This is a genomic window from Cysteiniphilum halobium (assembly GCF_003574425.1).
Taxonomy (GTDB): Bacteria; Pseudomonadota; Gammaproteobacteria; order Francisellales; family Francisellaceae; genus Caedibacter; species Caedibacter halobius.
Genome location: NZ_QLIU01000004.1, coordinates 26,615 through 41,889, shown reverse-complemented (window position 1 = coordinate 41,889; position 15,275 = coordinate 26,615). Strand labels below are relative to the sequence as shown.

14 protein-coding genes and 1 pseudogene are annotated in these 15,275 nt (G+C 38.3%); 11 read left to right on the top strand and 4 right to left on the bottom strand.

Features of this window, described 5'->3' with window-relative positions; all coding sequences use genetic code 11:
- Window positions 1–278: 278 nt before the first annotated feature.
- From DNK85_RS11490 to hemL, 3 genes are read left to right on the top strand one after another with little or no spacing between them, the layout of a single operon-like run.
- Complete coding sequence (locus DNK85_RS11490) at window positions 279–434, top strand: GNAT family N-acetyltransferase (RefSeq protein WP_162896470.1); 156 nt, start codon at window positions 279–281, stop codon at window positions 432–434.
- A 44-nt stretch (window positions 435–478) separates the two neighbouring features.
- Window positions 479–1,435 carry a glutathione synthase gene (gene gshB / locus DNK85_RS01890; RefSeq protein ID WP_119327885.1) on the top strand — a complete coding sequence of 319 codons (957 nt, stop codon included), beginning with the start codon at window positions 479–481 and terminating at the stop codon, window positions 1,433–1,435.
- Between the two features lie 32 nt (window positions 1,436–1,467).
- Window positions 1,468–2,799 (top strand): glutamate-1-semialdehyde 2,1-aminomutase, encoded by a 1,332-nt coding sequence (gene hemL / locus DNK85_RS01885; protein WP_119327884.1) that lies wholly within the window; start codon window positions 1,468–1,470, stop codon window positions 2,797–2,799.
- A gap of 175 nt (window positions 2,800–2,974) precedes the next feature.
- On the opposite strand, the gene DNK85_RS11485 is transcribed toward hemL, so the two are convergent.
- Window positions 2,975–3,130, bottom strand: a complete 156-nt coding sequence (locus DNK85_RS11485) for a hypothetical protein (protein WP_162896469.1) — start codon at window positions 3,128–3,130, stop codon at window positions 2,975–2,977.
- 200 nt (window positions 3,131–3,330) lie between these two features.
- Between DNK85_RS11485 and DNK85_RS01880 the strand changes: the two genes are divergently transcribed.
- The 8 genes and pseudogenes from DNK85_RS01880 to ispD all read left to right on the top strand — a co-directional run bounded on the left by DNK85_RS01880 (window position 3,331) and on the right by ispD (window position 10,729).
- Complete coding sequence (locus DNK85_RS01880) at window positions 3,331–3,819, top strand: low molecular weight protein-tyrosine-phosphatase (protein ID WP_119327891.1); 489 nt, start codon at window positions 3,331–3,333, stop codon at window positions 3,817–3,819.
- Between the two features lie 180 nt (window positions 3,820–3,999).
- Complete coding sequence (gene yihA, locus DNK85_RS01875) at window positions 4,000–4,620, top strand: ribosome biogenesis GTP-binding protein YihA/YsxC (protein WP_119327890.1); 621 nt, start codon at window positions 4,000–4,002, stop codon at window positions 4,618–4,620.
- 30 nt (window positions 4,621–4,650) lie between these two features.
- Window positions 4,651–6,162: a sugar ABC transporter ATP-binding protein gene (locus tag DNK85_RS01870; RefSeq protein ID WP_119327883.1), complete on the top strand. Its 1,512-nt coding sequence runs from the start codon at window positions 4,651–4,653 to the stop codon at window positions 6,160–6,162.
- Between the two features lie 11 nt (window positions 6,163–6,173).
- Window positions 6,174–7,124, top strand: a complete 951-nt coding sequence (rbsC, locus tag DNK85_RS01865) for a ribose ABC transporter permease (protein ID WP_119327882.1) — start codon at window positions 6,174–6,176, stop codon at window positions 7,122–7,124.
- Between the two features lie 20 nt (window positions 7,125–7,144).
- On the top strand, window positions 7,145–8,056 hold the full coding sequence (rbsB, locus tag DNK85_RS01860; RefSeq protein ID WP_235842346.1) for a ribose ABC transporter substrate-binding protein RbsB: 912 nt from the start codon (window positions 7,145–7,147) through the stop codon (window positions 8,054–8,056).
- A gap of 80 nt (window positions 8,057–8,136) precedes the next feature.
- A pseudogene (eno, locus tag DNK85_RS01855) lies at window positions 8,137–9,492 on the top strand (phosphopyruvate hydratase); the annotation flags it as partial.
- A 224-nt stretch (window positions 9,493–9,716) separates the two neighbouring features.
- A complete protein-coding gene (locus tag DNK85_RS01850) occupies window positions 9,717–10,037 on the top strand; it encodes a septum formation initiator family protein (protein ID WP_119327881.1) in 321 nt (106 codons plus the stop codon).
- The gene (gene ispD, locus DNK85_RS01845) at window positions 10,034–10,729 is read left to right on the top strand and encodes a 2-C-methyl-D-erythritol 4-phosphate cytidylyltransferase (RefSeq protein ID WP_119327880.1); all 696 of its coding nucleotides are present in this window, start codon (window positions 10,034–10,036) and stop codon (window positions 10,727–10,729) included. The genes DNK85_RS01850 and ispD overlap by 4 nt, the downstream gene beginning before the upstream one ends.
- On the opposite strand, the gene DNK85_RS01840 is transcribed toward ispD, so the two are convergent.
- The 3 genes from DNK85_RS01840 to DNK85_RS01830 form a co-directional block, all read right to left on the bottom strand.
- Window positions 10,705–11,565, bottom strand: coding sequence for a mechanosensitive ion channel family protein (locus DNK85_RS01840; RefSeq protein ID WP_119327879.1), 861 nt, complete (start codon window positions 11,563–11,565; stop codon window positions 10,705–10,707). The genes ispD and DNK85_RS01840 overlap by 25 nt on opposite strands.
- A gap of 96 nt (window positions 11,566–11,661) precedes the next feature.
- On the bottom strand, window positions 11,662–13,140 hold the full coding sequence (locus DNK85_RS01835; protein WP_119327878.1) for an oligopeptide:H+ symporter: 1,479 nt from the start codon (window positions 13,138–13,140) through the stop codon (window positions 11,662–11,664).
- 372 nt (window positions 13,141–13,512) lie between these two features.
- Complete coding sequence (locus DNK85_RS01830) at window positions 13,513–15,171, bottom strand: glutamine--tRNA ligase/YqeY domain fusion protein (RefSeq protein WP_119327877.1); 1,659 nt, start codon at window positions 15,169–15,171, stop codon at window positions 13,513–13,515.
- Window positions 15,172–15,275 lie beyond the last annotated feature (104 nt).

Below are 15,275 nucleotides of genomic sequence, written 5' to 3'. Positions count from 1 at the left end.
TTATGCTATGCAATATCTACTACTTAAAAAAGTTGAACATGGCGTTATATCAGCAATAGGTTATCAAGATCACGGTTGATCAGTTATATACTGGAATGACTATAAATGGCAGAAATGCTTTAGAATGGTTTGTGAGCGGTATATATAAACAAGTTGCACCATTTGTCACCTCTCCCCTTGCGGGAGAGGTCGTGCAGCTTAGGCTGCACGGGTGAGGGGTAATTTAATTTATCACTTAATAGCTATTATGTAATGGTAAGCATATTAATATAGGGCATATGCAATACGCCGCTGATTATGTGACGCAACTACATTTACATTGCGTGACTGATAATACTGCAGCATTGGCGTTATACCAGCAGCTTGGTTTTGAGACTTATGGTACAGAGCAAAAATCAATAACACCGCAAAATGATTTACGAGCGGTACAATGATGTTAGAATTAGCATAAGTTTATCGTGTTGCCTTAAGGAATAATATGAAAGTCGCCTTTATTATTGACCCGTTACATACCTTTAATATCAAAAAAGATACCGCTTATATGATGATGTTATCGGTTGCTAAGAAAGATTGGCAGCAGTACGTTTTTGAGCTTGAGGATATTTTTGTTGAAGAGGGAATCGCTTATGGTGAAGGCTATGAGCTAACACTAACCACGAGTAAAGAGCATAACAAATGGTATCATCTAAATCCAATGGATAAGATGAAATTAGGTGATTTCGATGCGATTTTTATGCGTAAAGACCCACCGTTTAATATGGAATTTATCTATGCGACCTATGTGTTGGAAATGGCTGAAAGGCAAGGCGCGTTAATTATCAATAAGCCACAAACCTTAAGGGATGCCAATGAAAAGTTTTCAATTACGCGTTACCCTGATTTGGCACCAAAAACGATGGTGAGTCGTTCATTTGAACATATCAAACGTTTTATTGATCATTATCAGGATGTGGTGGTTAAACCGCTTGATGGTATGGGTGGTGAGTCAATCTTTCGCATCCAACCAAATGATCCAAACAAAAATGTTATTCTAGAGACAATCACAAAATATGAATCACAGTTTATTATGGTGCAGCAATACCAACCTGCAATCAAAGATGGTGATAAACGCATTCTCATCGTTGATGGTGAACCATTGGAGTATCTGGTGGCGCGCATTCCCAGCAAAGATGATAGTCGCGGCAATTTAGCGCGAGGCGCTTCAACTGTGGTGAGAAAGCTCACTGCTGAAGAATATGAGATCGCCAGCATTGTCGGCAGAGATCTTAAACAAAGTGGCGTGTTATTTGCAGGCATTGATGTTATTGGTGATTGTTTAACTGAGATTAATATAACGAGTCCGACGATGACGCAACAAATTTTTAACGAAAGTGGTGTTAACGCAACAGATATACTGATGGATGTTGTTGAAGATCGAGTGATGAATCGAAAGTAAGTAAGAATAAAAAGAAAATAGGAATAAGTGCAATGACAAAATCAGAAAATTTGTTTAACGAAGCAAAGCAATATATTCCAGGCGGTGTCAACTCACCGGTCCGCGCGTTTAAAAGTGTCGGTGGTATACCTAAATTTATTGCTAAAGCAAAGGGGGCCAATGTTTATGATGTCGATGGTAACAAGTATATTGATTATGTTGGTTCGTGGGGACCGATGATCTTGGGGCATGCTGATGATGATGTGATTAAAGCGGTACAAAAGCAAGCAGCGCTTGGCTTAAGCTATGGCGCGCCATGCGAGCTTGAGCTGAAGCTTGCCAAGAAGATTTGTGATTTGATTGATAGCATTGATATGGTGCGTTTTGTAAGCTCTGGTACTGAGGCGACAATGAGTGCTGTGCGCTTAGCACGGGGCTACACTAAGCGTGAAAAGATAATAAAATTCGCAGGATGCTATCATGGTCATGCTGATCAGTTTTTGGTGGCAGCTGGATCGGGCGCATTAACCCTTGGTGTACCAAACTCACCGGGTGTGCCTAAAGATACAGTGAAAGATACACTAACAGCATCATTTAATGATCTAGAGAGTGTCGCTAATTTATTTAAAGCTTATCCCGAGCAAATCGCTTGTATTATTTTAGAGCCAATTGCTGGCAATATGAATTTGATTGAACCAACGAAAGAATTCTTACAAGGTTTGCGTCAATTGTGTGATGAGCATGGTGCTTTGCTTATCTTTGATGAGGTGATGACCGGATTTCGTGTTGGCTTAACTGGTGCACAAGGTCTATATCATATTACACCTGATTTAACCACTTTTGGTAAAGTTATAGGAGGTGGCATGCCGGTAGGTGCCTTTGGTGGTAAGAGAGAAATCATGAAACTTATTGCGCCATTAGGTGGCGTTTATCAAGCAGGCACGCTTTCAGGCAATCCAGTGGCGATGATCGCAGGACTAGTAACCTTGGATAAAATTTCACAAGATGGCTTCTATGAGAGATTAATTACTAAAACACAAAAGCTTGTTAATGGTTTAAATCAAGCTGCTCAATCACTTCAATTTCCCTTTTTGGCAAAATCTTTGGGCAGTATGTTTGGCGTGTTTTTCACTAATTCAAAAGATATTCTAAGCTTTAATGATGTTAAGGACTGTGATTTAGCGCGCTTTAATCGTTTTTTTCATTTTATGCTTGAGCAAGGGATTTATTTTGCGCCATCGGCATTTGAAGCTGGTTTTATGTCGATTGTACATACTGATCAAGATATTGAGAAAACAGTAGTATTGTTTGCAGAGTTTCTACAAAAAGAAGCTATCTATGCGGTCGAAGACAGAGCACCACGGGTGATGCCCGTGGGTGAATGAGCCTTTCGGTAGTTTATGTTTGGATGAAGAAACGATATAGGCAGCTTAGAAATGCCTATCACAACAATAGAAACCTTGAAATATGTTCACTGCTGCATAGGCAGCTTAACATTGGGGCGTAGGCAATATTCTCCTACGATACAGATGGTAAAAATATATTGTGAATGTTTAGATTTTAATGTTTAAGCGTTTTCATAGGCAAAACAAAGTTATAAGCAATCGGTTTGAATTTACTGATAAATATGTTAGCAGATTTGGTATTAATGGTTTTATCTTTTGGGTTGTCAATACTTTCAGCGATTTCTTTTTCAAGCTTCTTTATCTTCATCATGATGTCACCTCTAAAAGTTGGTTGCGTCATTGTTTAAAGTAGATCAATATTTATTTTTTTGCCACAAATGCGAAAGAAGTGTAGTTAAAATAGTATGAAGTGTTACGCAATGAGGGTAAATAGTGCTGTTAATCCTCTAGTCAAATGTAATACACTAGCATCTAGGAGTAATGATTAACCCTGTGGTTGTCATAAAGCATATGAAAAAGATTAAAGTCATGTTTGTCTGCATGGGCAATATTTGTCGCTCACCTACGGCACATGGCATCTTTCGTAAGTTGGTTGCTGAGGCGCGCCTTGAGTCATATTTTGAGATCGAATCATCTGGCACTCATTCTGATCAGTGGCATAAAGGTGACACATCTGATCCAAGAACAATCGCGACTGCGTTAAGATATGATTGTGATATTCGTGATTTGCGTTCAAGACAGTTAGTGCCGGAAGATTTTAAGCATTATGATTTTCTTATTGCAATGGACGATAAAAACCTCAAAGACATGCTGGTGATTGCTCCAAATGGTGACACGCAAAAAGTGACGAAATTATTGCAATATGCGCCAACTTTACCAATTAATAATGTGCCTGACCCTTATTATAATGATGGTTTTGATCAGGTGTATTTAATGATTGATACGGCATGCAGAAACTTACTGGAAGTATTAAAAAATGAATTAAACGCAAAATCGTAGCATATTGCATATACCCTAATCATTGAGCATGAATATATAGGGATAAAAGATAGAAGATATTTTATGAGCGAGAAAAGAGTGAAAGACGTAAAGGAAGCAAAAGAAGTAAAAGCAACAAATCAAAGCAAAGAATCGCAGTCACCAGTGCATTCTCCAAGTGAATTGTCATCGATAAAACCAATGAATTATCGTCAGGCAAAATATGTGATGGGGGCATCTTTAGTGGAGCAGCTTCCTCACGATTATGGTATTGAAGTGGCTTTTGCTGGGCGTTCCAATGCTGGTAAATCCAGTGCATTAAATACATTAACCGAACAGACAAAATTAGCACGTGTGAGTAAAACACCTGGGCGGACGCAGCTGATTAATTTATTTGAGCTTGAAGAGCATAAGCGTTTGGTCGATTTACCAGGCTATGGCTATGCCAAAGTTTCAGAAAAGATCAAAGCAAGTTGGCAGAAGACACTAGAGATGTATCTGACAACACGAGCATGCTTAAAGGGGATTGTATTACTGGTGGACTCGCGTCATCCGATCAAAAGTTTTGACTGTATGATGATTGAAGCTGCAGTACAGAATGATTTAAACTTGCATGTTCTATTAACCAAGGCAGATAAGCTAAACAACTCGGAGAAAGCAAAAGCTGAGCATTTATTGCGTGACTATTTAAAGCAAGTGCGTGCACCTGAGAATATTAGTTTTCAATTGTTTTCAGCACAAAGTAAAATGGGCTTGGATAAGCTAAAACACAAGCTAGATGAATGGTATAATTTACCATTTGTTGATTTGGAAAAGATTTAGCGGCTAAATCTTAAGAGGGGGAGAAATATTGTGCAAACGCGTAAAGATCACTGTGTATTGCGATTAGAGAATATTCATAAAAGCTTTCCCGGGACTAAGGCATTAGATGGAGCGTATCTAAAAGCATATAGTGGTAAAGTGATGGGACTTTTAGGGGAAAATGGTGCTGGAAAATCGACCTTGATGAAAGTTTTAAATGGCATTTATCAAAAGGATGAAGGAGAGATTTATTGCTTTGATGAAAAAGTTCAATTCGACAGTATTGCCAAAGCACAAGCAGCAGGCATTGCGATGGTGCATCAAGAGCCGCAAATATTGCCAGATTTGACGATTGCTGAGAATGTTCTATTAGGCCGGGAGGTCATGCGTAATCGCTTTAGTATAAATTGGAGAGCAACCTATGAAAAAGTTGACCAAATACTTAGTTGGTTGCATATGCAGCAAAAAGCATCAAGCTTAGCCGATAATCTGAGTATTGGCGATCAGAAACTTTTGGAGCTTGCCAAAGCCTTGTCATTGGATGCGCGCATCATTGTGATGGATGAGCCTACCGATGCACTAACTCAAAAAGAAGTCAGGCGCCTGTTTGAAATCATTAAAAAACTTTGTGCTGAAGGCAAATGCATTATTTATATCTCACATCGCATGGAGGAAATTTTTGAGATTTGTGATGATATTACCATTATGCGTGATGGTCAGTTCATTATTGAAAGTAAAACAAATGCATTAAGTCATGAACAGATCATTGAAAAAATGGTTGGGCGTAAGATTGCAGCACTATCACTACAATCAACTCATCATGAGGTATCAGAGCAATTTACACAGCAATTATTTAAAGCAGAAAAGATTAGTAATAGCCAAATTAAGTCTGCTAGCTTTGTTATTCATCAAGGAGAAATACTTGGTGTTTATGGTTTAATAGGAGCAGGAAGAACAGAGCTTGCACGCAGTATTTATGGATGTTATCCCATTAAAAGTGGGCAGATGACATTAGATAAAGAAGTAATTCGTGTTAACAATCCAGCACAAGCTTTAGCTTATGGGATTGTTTATATCTCAGAGGATCGCAAAGTAGATGGACTTGTTTTAGGCGCAAGTGTCAAAGAAAATATGACCTTGGCATCTTTAAGAAAACTTTCGAATGTAATCGGACATATTGATCAAACCAAAGAGAAAGAAGAGGTGTCTCAATATATCACTCAGCTGAATATCAAAACACCTAGTCAAGATCAGCTAGTGATTAATTTAAGTGGTGGCAATCAGCAGAAAATTGCGATAGCTAAGGGACTGTTATGTCAGCCTAAGTTCTTAATTTTAGATGAGCCGACGCGTGGTATTGATGTTGCGGCAAAGCGTGAGATATATCGTTTGATCTACACACTTAAAGCACAGGGCTTAGCAATTTTATTAATTTCTTCAGAAATGCCTGAGGTAATTGGTTTAAGTGATCGTATGTTAGTAATGCGTGATGGTGAGATAAAAGGAGAACTTATGTCGGGTGCTATTTCACAAGAAGCAATAATGAAGCTAGCAATTGCTTAAGGGGGTAAGTGATGCTGAAAAATAGGATAGTAAGTAAGATTAACAAACAATTTTTAATTGAGTATAAGGCGGCATTAGCTCTTATTATAATGATTATTATTATGTCGTTTTTAAATCAATATTTTCTGACATGGAGTAATATTTTAGTTATTTTGCAGCAAACATCGGTCAATGCGGTGATTGCAGTTGGGATGACTTTTGTAATCTTAACTAAGGGTATTGACTTATCAGTGGGATCTGTCTTGGCACTTTGCGGGGTGGTTTGCGCATTTTTATTGCAATGGATGATTCCGATCTATTTAGTTATTCCATTAACCATTTTAACCGGCGTTATCTTTGGCAGTGTTAGTGGCATTATTGTTACCAAAGGCGGAGTACAGCCATTTATTGCAACCTTGATTACCATGACGTTGTTTCGCGGGTTAACCATGGTGTTTAGCAATGGTTATCCGATAGCAACAACTTCTAGGAGCTTTGCATTTATTGGCACGGGAAGTTTATTGGGTGTTCCATTTCCTGTATATATTATGGCAGTAGTTTTTGCTGTGTCTTTTTATGTGTTGAAATACACGCGCTTTGGGCGTTATGTCTATGCCACAGGTGGCAATGAAGAGGCAACGAAGCTCGCTGGTATTCGTGTTAATCACATTAAATTTGCCGTTTATGCTATCTCTGGTGCTTTATCAGCTGTGGCAGCAATGATTATTACCTCAAGGCTATCATCAGCGCAGCCAACAGCAGGTACTGGCTATGAGCTTGATGCAATTGCTGCTGTGGTATTAGGCGGCACAAGTCTTTTTGGTGGTAAGGGTAAGATTATGGGGACGCTAATGGGGGCACTTATTATCGGTTTATTAAGTAATGCACTTAACTTAATGGACGTTTCCTCGTATTATCAGATGATTGTAAAAGCTTTAGTAATACTGATTGCAGTATTATTTGATTTTAAAGTAAAAAACTAACCTCATGGAGAAGAAATAGAATGAAAATGCGTATCTTAAAATATATAACTGCCATTATTAGTATTGTATCAATGCTTGTAATTACTGGATGTAGCAGCTCAAATGATAATAACAAGACAATTGGTTTTGTAGTGTCCACCTTAGATAATCCCTTTTTTGTCAGCATGAAAAATGGTGCTGAAGAGACGGCCAAAGCAGAAGGTTATAAGGTTATTACGCTGGATTCGCGTAACGACCCAGAGAAAGAGTCTTCTAATGTTCAGGACTTAGTGACTAAAAATATTAAAGTCATTATTATCAATCCAACTGACTCACAAGCAGTTTCTAATGCGGTGAAATATGCTAATGCGCATGGTGTTGAAATCATTACCTTAGATCGCACAGCTGATTCAGGCAAAGTGTTGTCACATATTGAATCAAATAACGTTGCCGGTGGCAAAATGGCAGCGCAATATATGATTGATCGCTTAAATAACAACGGCAAAATTATTGAGCTTCAAGGTATTCCTGGTGCTTCGGCTTCTAAAGAGCGCGGTCAAGGTTTTGATACTGAAATAGCGACTTCAGATATTAAGATTGTTGCAAAACAACCTGCTAACTTTGATCGTACACAGGGCTTAAATGCCACACAGAATTTATTACAAGCTAATCCTGATATTAATGGTATCTTTGCGCAAAATGATGAGATGGCATTAGGGGCTATGCGTGCGATTGAAGAAGCAGGCAAAAAACACATTATCTTGATAGGTTTTGATGGCACAAAAGAAGGTATTAATGCGGTTAAAGCCGGTAAAATGACAGCAACCATTGCTCAGCAACCCTATTTAATGGGCGAGCTTGGTGTAGAAGCTGCAATTAAATTCTTACGTGGTGAAAAAGTTAATCCACATATTATTGTTCCTTTGAGATTAGTCACTCAATCTAATGCTTAATCTGCTAGGCATTTAGAGCAAATATTGGTATCCTTATGCCAGTTTTTAGGAATGGAATGAATAAAATTAAAGGTAAGACAATGAACGCAAAAATTAGTAATGTTGTTGCAAGACAAATCTTAGATTCACGTGGTAATCCAACGATTGAGGCTGATGTTATTTTAGAGTCAGGTGCTTTTGGACGTGCAGCAGTACCTTCAGGCGCATCAACAGGTACCAGAGAAGCCTTAGAATTACGCGATGGTGATAAGAAGAACTATCTTGGCAAAAGCGTGCAAAAAGCAGTGAATAATGTCAATAAAGCAATCAAAAAAGCTGTAGTTGGTTTAGATGCCTTGGATCAACGTTTGATTGATCAGACGATGATTGACTTGGATGGTACAGAAAATAAAGAAAAATTGGGTGCAAATGCTATTTTAGCAGTGTCTTTGGCATGTGCAAAAGCTGCGGCTTCGCACCTTAGAAAGCCATTTTATCGTTATTTAATGAACTCTAAAGAGTATATTATGCCGGTGCCAATGATGAATGTGATAAACGGTGGTGAGCATGCTGATAATAATGTTGATATGCAAGAGTTTATGATTATGCCAGTTGGTTTTGATAAGTTTTCTGATGCACTTCGTTGTGGCTCGGAAATTTTTCATACTTTAAAAAAAGTCTTAGCTGATGCTGGCTTTAGTGTTGCTGGTGTTGGTGATGAGGGTGGGTATGCGCCTAACTTGCCATCAAATGCTGTCGCAATTGAAATGATCTTAAAAGCGATTGAAAAAGCAGGCTACAAAGCAGGTGAAGAGGTTTATATTGCATTAGATCTAGCCAGTAGTGAGTTTTACAAAGAAAGCAAATATGTATTGGCATCTGAGAATAAATCGTTAAGTTCAGCAGAATTTGTTGATTATTTGGAAGATTGGGTGAATCGTTATCCAATTATTTCTATTGAAGATGGTATGGCTGAAAATGATTGGGAAGGCTGGAAGTTATTAACTGAACGTTTAGGTAAAAAAGTGCAACTTGTTGGCGATGACTTGTTTGTGACCAATAGCAAAATTTTGCGTGAAGGTATTGATAAAGGGATCGCAAACTCAATCTTAGTTAAGCTAAATCAAATCGGTACGTTGAGTGAGACATTTGAGGCTATGGCGATGGCAGCTGAAGCAGGTTACACGTGTGTTATTTCGCATCGCTCAGGTGAGACATCTGATACCACGATTGCAGATCTAGCAGTAGCAACGGGAGCTGGGCAAATCAAAACAGGATCGCTATGTCGTTCTGATCGCGTTTCTAAATACAACCAGTTATTACGTATTGAGGAAGACCTAGCAGATAATTCAATCTATCCAGGACTTAAAACCTTTAACTTTAGTGATGATGTTGATAGTGATGAGATGGTTGCTGAGCAAAATGTTGAAACAGAAGTAACAGAAAAAGCCGAAGTAGCACAAACAAATACGGTGGTTGAAGAAACGCTTGTGATCGTTGAAGATCAAAAGAATCATACTACTGAAGTCAAAGAGCATATGGTTGAGAAAACAGAAGTCTTAGTCGCAGATGACGTCAGTCAAGAAAAAGATAAAGTCGCCAAAGAAGCTAAACAAAGCAAAGAAAATACGACAACAGTTGAGCAAAACGATAAGACAGCAGAAACGCAACCAAAAGCATAATGATCTCACGTTATACTCTGTTTATTGCACTACTTTTTATTGCTATTGTTGGTTTACAATATGATTTCTGGTGGAGCAAAACGGGTTTCTTTGCAATGCGCACATTGGATGAGCAAGTAAGTATCAAACAGCAAAAAAATGATAAACTCTTAGCACGCAATATGCGCTGGTATGCTGAGATCGTCTCTTTACGTCAAAATGACTCAGTACTTGAAGGTATGGCGCGCGCTAATCTTGGCTTTATTAAAAATGGTGAGATTTTCTATCAAATTGTTACTCCCCAAGATAAAAAGCTTGCATTACAGGAAGACAACGGATGAAACGAATTCTAGTGATCCCTGCAAGTGGTGTTGGTAGTCGTATGAACCAAGATAAGCCTAAGCAATATATTAAATTGGATAATGGTTTATCAATTCTGGATACGACAATTTCACGTTTGTTAAGTGAGCCTTTTTTTGATTTGGTCGTTGTTACCTTGAATTCAAAAGATCGTTACTGGAAGGATTCAATTCATATTAGCAATGCACGCATTAAGATATGTGCTGGTGGTAAAGAGCGCAGTGATAGTGTGCGTAATGCCTTGATGGCTTTAAAAAATGTGGCTAGTGATGATGATTGGATTTTTGTGCATGATGCAGCAAGACCATGTGTGCGGTTGGATGATATTCGAAGACTTTATGCAGCAATCCGAGTTGAGAATGCCATTGGTGGCATTTTAGCAATTGCTGCACATGATACGGTTAAAGCAATAGATACAGAATTTAATATTGTTAAAACACTCGATAGAAAAAAAATCTATCTTGCACAGACGCCTCAGGTATTTCGCTACCGCACTTTATTAATGGGATACTATTTTTGTTTACATAATAATATTGTCGTAACGGATGAAGCATCGGCGATTGAAGCACTTGATCACCAGCCAATGATTGTTGATGGAGATAAGCGTAATATCAAAATAACGACACCTGACGATCTGGTGTTAGCAAATTATTTTTTATCTACACTAAGTTGAGCTTGATTGTTTTCGATATGTAGAGATCTTTGCGGGAAGGGAATCTCAATATCATGTTCATCAAAGCACAGTTTGGTTTGTTCAGTTAATGTCCATTTTGTTTCTTGGAAGTCAGCGCGTTTCGTCCAATAGCGAACCAGTAGATTAACACTGCTATCAGCTAAGTCATCAACACGAATAATAGGTGCTTTGTCACCCTCTTGAATGATATTTTTATTACTTGTTATCAGTTCCTGTAATAGTACTTTGGCTTTTTTAAGATCACTGTTATAACCAATTCCAATAATAAAATCGTTGCGACGAAATTCGTTATTAGAAAAATTAGTAATAATGCGCGAAGTCACTAAACTGTTAGGTACTTTAACTTCACGGCCATCGGTGGTGCGCAGTGTACAAAAGACAAAGCTAATAGCTTCAACAGTCCCGCTTGTCCCACCCATATCGACAAATTCACCAATTTTAAACGGGCGTGTTGAAACAATCATAATACCAGAAACAATGATATTAGCAGAAGTTCTAAGTGACATACCAATACCCACAATAAGTGCGGTAATAGCAGCGGTTAGTGGTGTGGTTGATATACCCATTTCACTTAGTGCGATAAGAATGACAAAGATAACCAGGAAGATATGCAATATCTGCATTAAAAACATCGTTACTGCTTTATCTAGTTTGGTTTTAAACAATAACTTTTGTGTGGTTGAGCGAATAATTTTGGCAAGAATAAGCCCAACAACAAAAATAATCACAGCAAGCATAACACTTGGTAGATGTTCTAAGATGAGGGATATAATCCATTGAAAATATTGGTTAATATTTTGGGTATGAACCGCCATTAAGTAAGTCCTTTAAGTAAAGATTTGTTAATGCAGTTAAAGTTACAGAAAATAGCAAATAGTGCAAGTAGAAATATAAAGAAGTATAAAAGATATTTAGTTGATTACTTCATTGATTTGATGATCACTAGTGATGTCTTTTTTATCATGAATATATTTATTCAGAATAGGGCGTGATAACCACATGATGGCAGCAATAATCAAAGTGACAATACCGATTTGAGCAAATACTCCAGTATAAACATGTAAGCTTTCTAATGTGCTTAAGGTTATACCTTTTGGAGGAGAAGTCATATTACCAACAAAGGCACTTAATGGTCCTGCCAGCATAGACGTCAAGAACCAGATACCCATAACAAAGCCTGACATTGCACGTGGGCAAAGCTCGGCAACCATGGCAACACCTAAGCCAGAGACTAATAACTCTCCCGTAGACTGCAAGGCATAAGTCAATACCATCCACCAAGGTGAAGCAAAGCCAGTGCCTGCAGCGGTGAATCGAGGTAGGAAAAGCACTAAAAACGCCAATCCACACAAGGTCATACCAAAGCAGAATTTTGTGACATGTGTGCCAGGTAATTTTTTATAAATCACGGCTAAAATAGGCGAAGCAATAATAATCACCAGTGGGTTTAATACCTGATAAGAAGCTGCTGGAATCGTCCAACCAAAGACATTGTTATCAATATTATGTACGGCAAAAAATGTCAATGAGGTTGGCATTTGAAAGTAAAGCACAAAAAAGACAATTCCTTCAAGAATCAAAAGAAATGCAATAAGCATGCGTATGCGATCAGAGCCTTTCAAGCTGAATGCGGTTTTTAAGAAGTATAAAAAGCCGCCGGCAACAACAATATAAACTATTGTATAACAAGCAGTAGTATGCGGCAGCAGCTTACCAAAGATAATAATAGCAATAATTGAGGCGACAATAATGGTAATCAAACGACCAAAAATCATCGGCTTTGCACCAGCTTCAGTTGAGATCGAGCCCAAGACTTTATAAAAGACAAAATAATTTAAAAGACCAAGTAATAAACCAAAGGCACTGATCCAAAAGGCAGCTTGCCAGCCATAGGCTTGTGCGGCGATTGGTGCGATAAGCATAGAGACAAATGAGCCTAAATTAATCGCCATATAGTATAAGGTCATTGCACCATCTAAAGCAGGATCACCTTTTTCATATAGCTTAGAGATGAGTGACGATGGGTTTGCTTTAAACAAGGCATTACCGACGATAACGCCACCAAGCGCATAAAATATGGTCCCTTTAGTAGACATTGCTAGTGCTAGATATGAGATAAATAAAATAATAGCACCGAGTGCAACAGTGCGTTTGGCGCCTAGGTATTTATCGCCGACATAACCGCCAACCCAGATAAATCCATAGACAAAGGCTGCAAATGAGCCAAAAGTATAAATACTTAACTCCTGACTAAAGCCTAAATGACTGACAAAGTAAAGTGCTAAAACAGCCTGCGTTGCGTAATAACCGAAGCGTTCCCATAATTCGATTCCCCAGATCACCCAAAATGGCTTAGGTAGTCCTCTAGAGGTAATAACCTCATTTGACATGTAATAATTCTCCCGTGGTTGTTATATAATATTTCTACCCATGTCAAACTATTTTATAGAATTAGTTGCTTTGCATTTTGCGTGCTTTGATGTGCTAAATTTTTGCAATAGTCGTGACTACTTCCTGCAATTTAACTTAATCAAAATCCTCACAAACCACTTCACAACTAAGCACCACAAACTAATTTACGATGGGCATAAGAGTCAGAAGCTATATGAGAGATCAATAAAGCTGATATAGCTTGCAATTTAAGTATTGATCTATAATCAGCTTTCTAGATTTCATGTTTGACCTCTTCCGCTCTGGCAGTATTTATAAATGCTTTTATAATTAAAATCAACCGAAAATAATGAAATGGCTGTAAGTTTACTTCAATTTGCCCAAGTGTCTTTGAGATTAACGATTTGGTTAAATACAAAGTTCTGGGCGCTGTGATCACGTTGATCAGCGCAAAAATAACCCAAACGATTAAATTGAAAACGCATATCGTGTATAGTTTGTGCTAAGGAAGCTTCAAGCTTGGCATTATTCACAATAACCAACGAGTGTGGATTTAAGCCTTGCTCTAGATTTTCTAGTGCACCTGGATTTTCACACTTAAACAACCGATCATATTGTCTAATCTCAGCATTGACGCAATGATTAGCGTCAACCCAGTGCAATATTCCTTGTGGTTTAATGCCATCATTTGGTTTTTTGCCGCCTAATGTTTCGGGTAAATAGCGGCATTTAAGTTTAGTAATATGACCTAAGTGGTCTCTCTCAAGATCGTAGCATTCGATAACATAAGCATTTAATAAACGTGCGCGTCCATTTAAAGATAGTTTTTTATGCCCTTTCTCTAATTGCTCCATGAAATCATCATATTCAATGTAAATATGATTTGATATTGTGATATCTCTGCGTCCAAAGTCAGGATTTTGTGGGTGATTTGGTACATTTAGTACTTCATTTTCTAGATTATCAATTTCAACCAATAATGGCTTCAATACGGCATTTCGACGCTCAGCAGTTTGATTTAAATCATCACGAATAACCTCCTCAAATAAACTGTAATCAGTAATAGAGTCTTGTTTTGAAATGCCAACAAGCTCAACAAGACGACGGATAGCAGAGGGTGTCACACCGCGGCGGCGCAATCCACGAATGGTTGGCATTCTTGGATCATCCCAGCCAGAAACAAGCTTATGTTCAACAAGGTACTTTAGTTTGCGTTTGCTGGTAATGGTGTAGTTCAAATTCAAGCGTGAGAATTCAATTTGTTGTGGTTTGTTTGTAAAGCCACATTTTTCGACAACCCAATCATATAATGGGCGATGGTCTTGAAACTCAAGCGTGCAGAGCGAGTGTGTGATTTTCTCAATGGCGTCAGAGGCGGCGTGTGCAAAATCATACATCGGATAAATACACCAACGCTCCCCCGTATGTGGGTGCGTAATTTTTTTAATCCGATAAAGGGCTGGGTCGCGCATATTGATATTGCCTGAGCTCATGTCAATTTTGGCGCGTAGTGTACAAGAACCCTCATCAAAGCGTCCTTGACGCATTTGTTCAAGCTTTTGTAAATTTTCTTCAACGCTACGGTTGCGATATGGGCTATCTTTGCCTTTTTCAGTAAGTGTACCACGATAGGTGCGTACTTCATCAGCTGTTAAATCACAGACATAGGCATGACCATCTTTAATCAGTTTGATTGCTAGAGCATAAAATGTTTCAAAGTAATCAGAGGCGTAGAAGAGGTGACTTCCCCAGTCAAATCCAAGCCATTTTATATCTTCTTTAATCGCTGCAACAAACTCTGTTTCTTCATTAGCTGGATTGGTGTCATCAAAGCGTAGATGGCAAGGCCCTTTTTGATAGTCCAGTGCCAAACCAAAATTCAGGCAAATTGATTTGGCATGCCCAATGTGCAGGTAGCCATTTGGTTCTGGTGGGAAGCGTGTGATAACTTTGCCGTGCGTTTTATTTTCAGCAAGGTCTGTGTCGATAATATTACGTATAAAATTGGTCTTATGTGCAGTTTCAGACATTGGTTACTCGGATTTTAATTTGGTTAACGGTGATTATTGTAAATTGCTTTATCAGTGAGCTCAATAGCAAGCTTGATAAAGCGAATAAAAATTCGATAAAGTTG

What these genes read in the sequence shown, in the direction of transcription:
- DNK85_RS11490 (WP_162896470.1), top strand. Translation starts at nt 279, where the DNA reads ATGCAATACGCCGCTGATTATGTGACGCAACTACATTTACATTGCGTG.
- gshB (WP_119327885.1), top strand. Translation starts at nt 479, where the DNA reads ATGAAAGTCGCCTTTATTATTGACCCGTTACATACCTTTAATATCAAA.
- hemL (WP_119327884.1), top strand. Translation starts at nt 1,468, where the DNA reads ATGACAAAATCAGAAAATTTGTTTAACGAAGCAAAGCAATATATTCCA.
- DNK85_RS11485 (WP_162896469.1), bottom strand. Translation starts at nt 3,130, where the DNA reads ATGATGAAGATAAAGAAGCTTGAAAAAGAAATCGCTGAAAGTATTGAC.
- DNK85_RS01880 (WP_119327891.1), top strand. Translation starts at nt 3,331, where the DNA reads ATGAAAAAGATTAAAGTCATGTTTGTCTGCATGGGCAATATTTGTCGC.
- yihA (WP_119327890.1), top strand. Translation starts at nt 4,000, where the DNA reads ATGAATTATCGTCAGGCAAAATATGTGATGGGGGCATCTTTAGTGGAG.
- rbsC (WP_119327882.1), top strand. Translation starts at nt 6,174, where the DNA reads ATGCTGAAAAATAGGATAGTAAGTAAGATTAACAAACAATTTTTAATT.
- rbsB (WP_235842346.1), top strand. Translation starts at nt 7,145, where the DNA reads ATGAAAATGCGTATCTTAAAATATATAACTGCCATTATTAGTATTGTA.
- DNK85_RS01850 (WP_119327881.1), top strand. Translation starts at nt 9,717, where the DNA reads ATGATCTCACGTTATACTCTGTTTATTGCACTACTTTTTATTGCTATT.
- ispD (WP_119327880.1), top strand. Translation starts at nt 10,034, where the DNA reads ATGAAACGAATTCTAGTGATCCCTGCAAGTGGTGTTGGTAGTCGTATG.
- DNK85_RS01840 (WP_119327879.1), bottom strand. Translation starts at nt 11,565, where the DNA reads ATGGCGGTTCATACCCAAAATATTAACCAATATTTTCAATGGATTATA.
- DNK85_RS01835 (WP_119327878.1), bottom strand. Translation starts at nt 13,140, where the DNA reads ATGTCAAATGAGGTTATTACCTCTAGAGGACTACCTAAGCCATTTTGG.
- DNK85_RS01830 (WP_119327877.1), bottom strand. Translation starts at nt 15,171, where the DNA reads ATGTCTGAAACTGCACATAAGACCAATTTTATACGTAATATTATCGAC.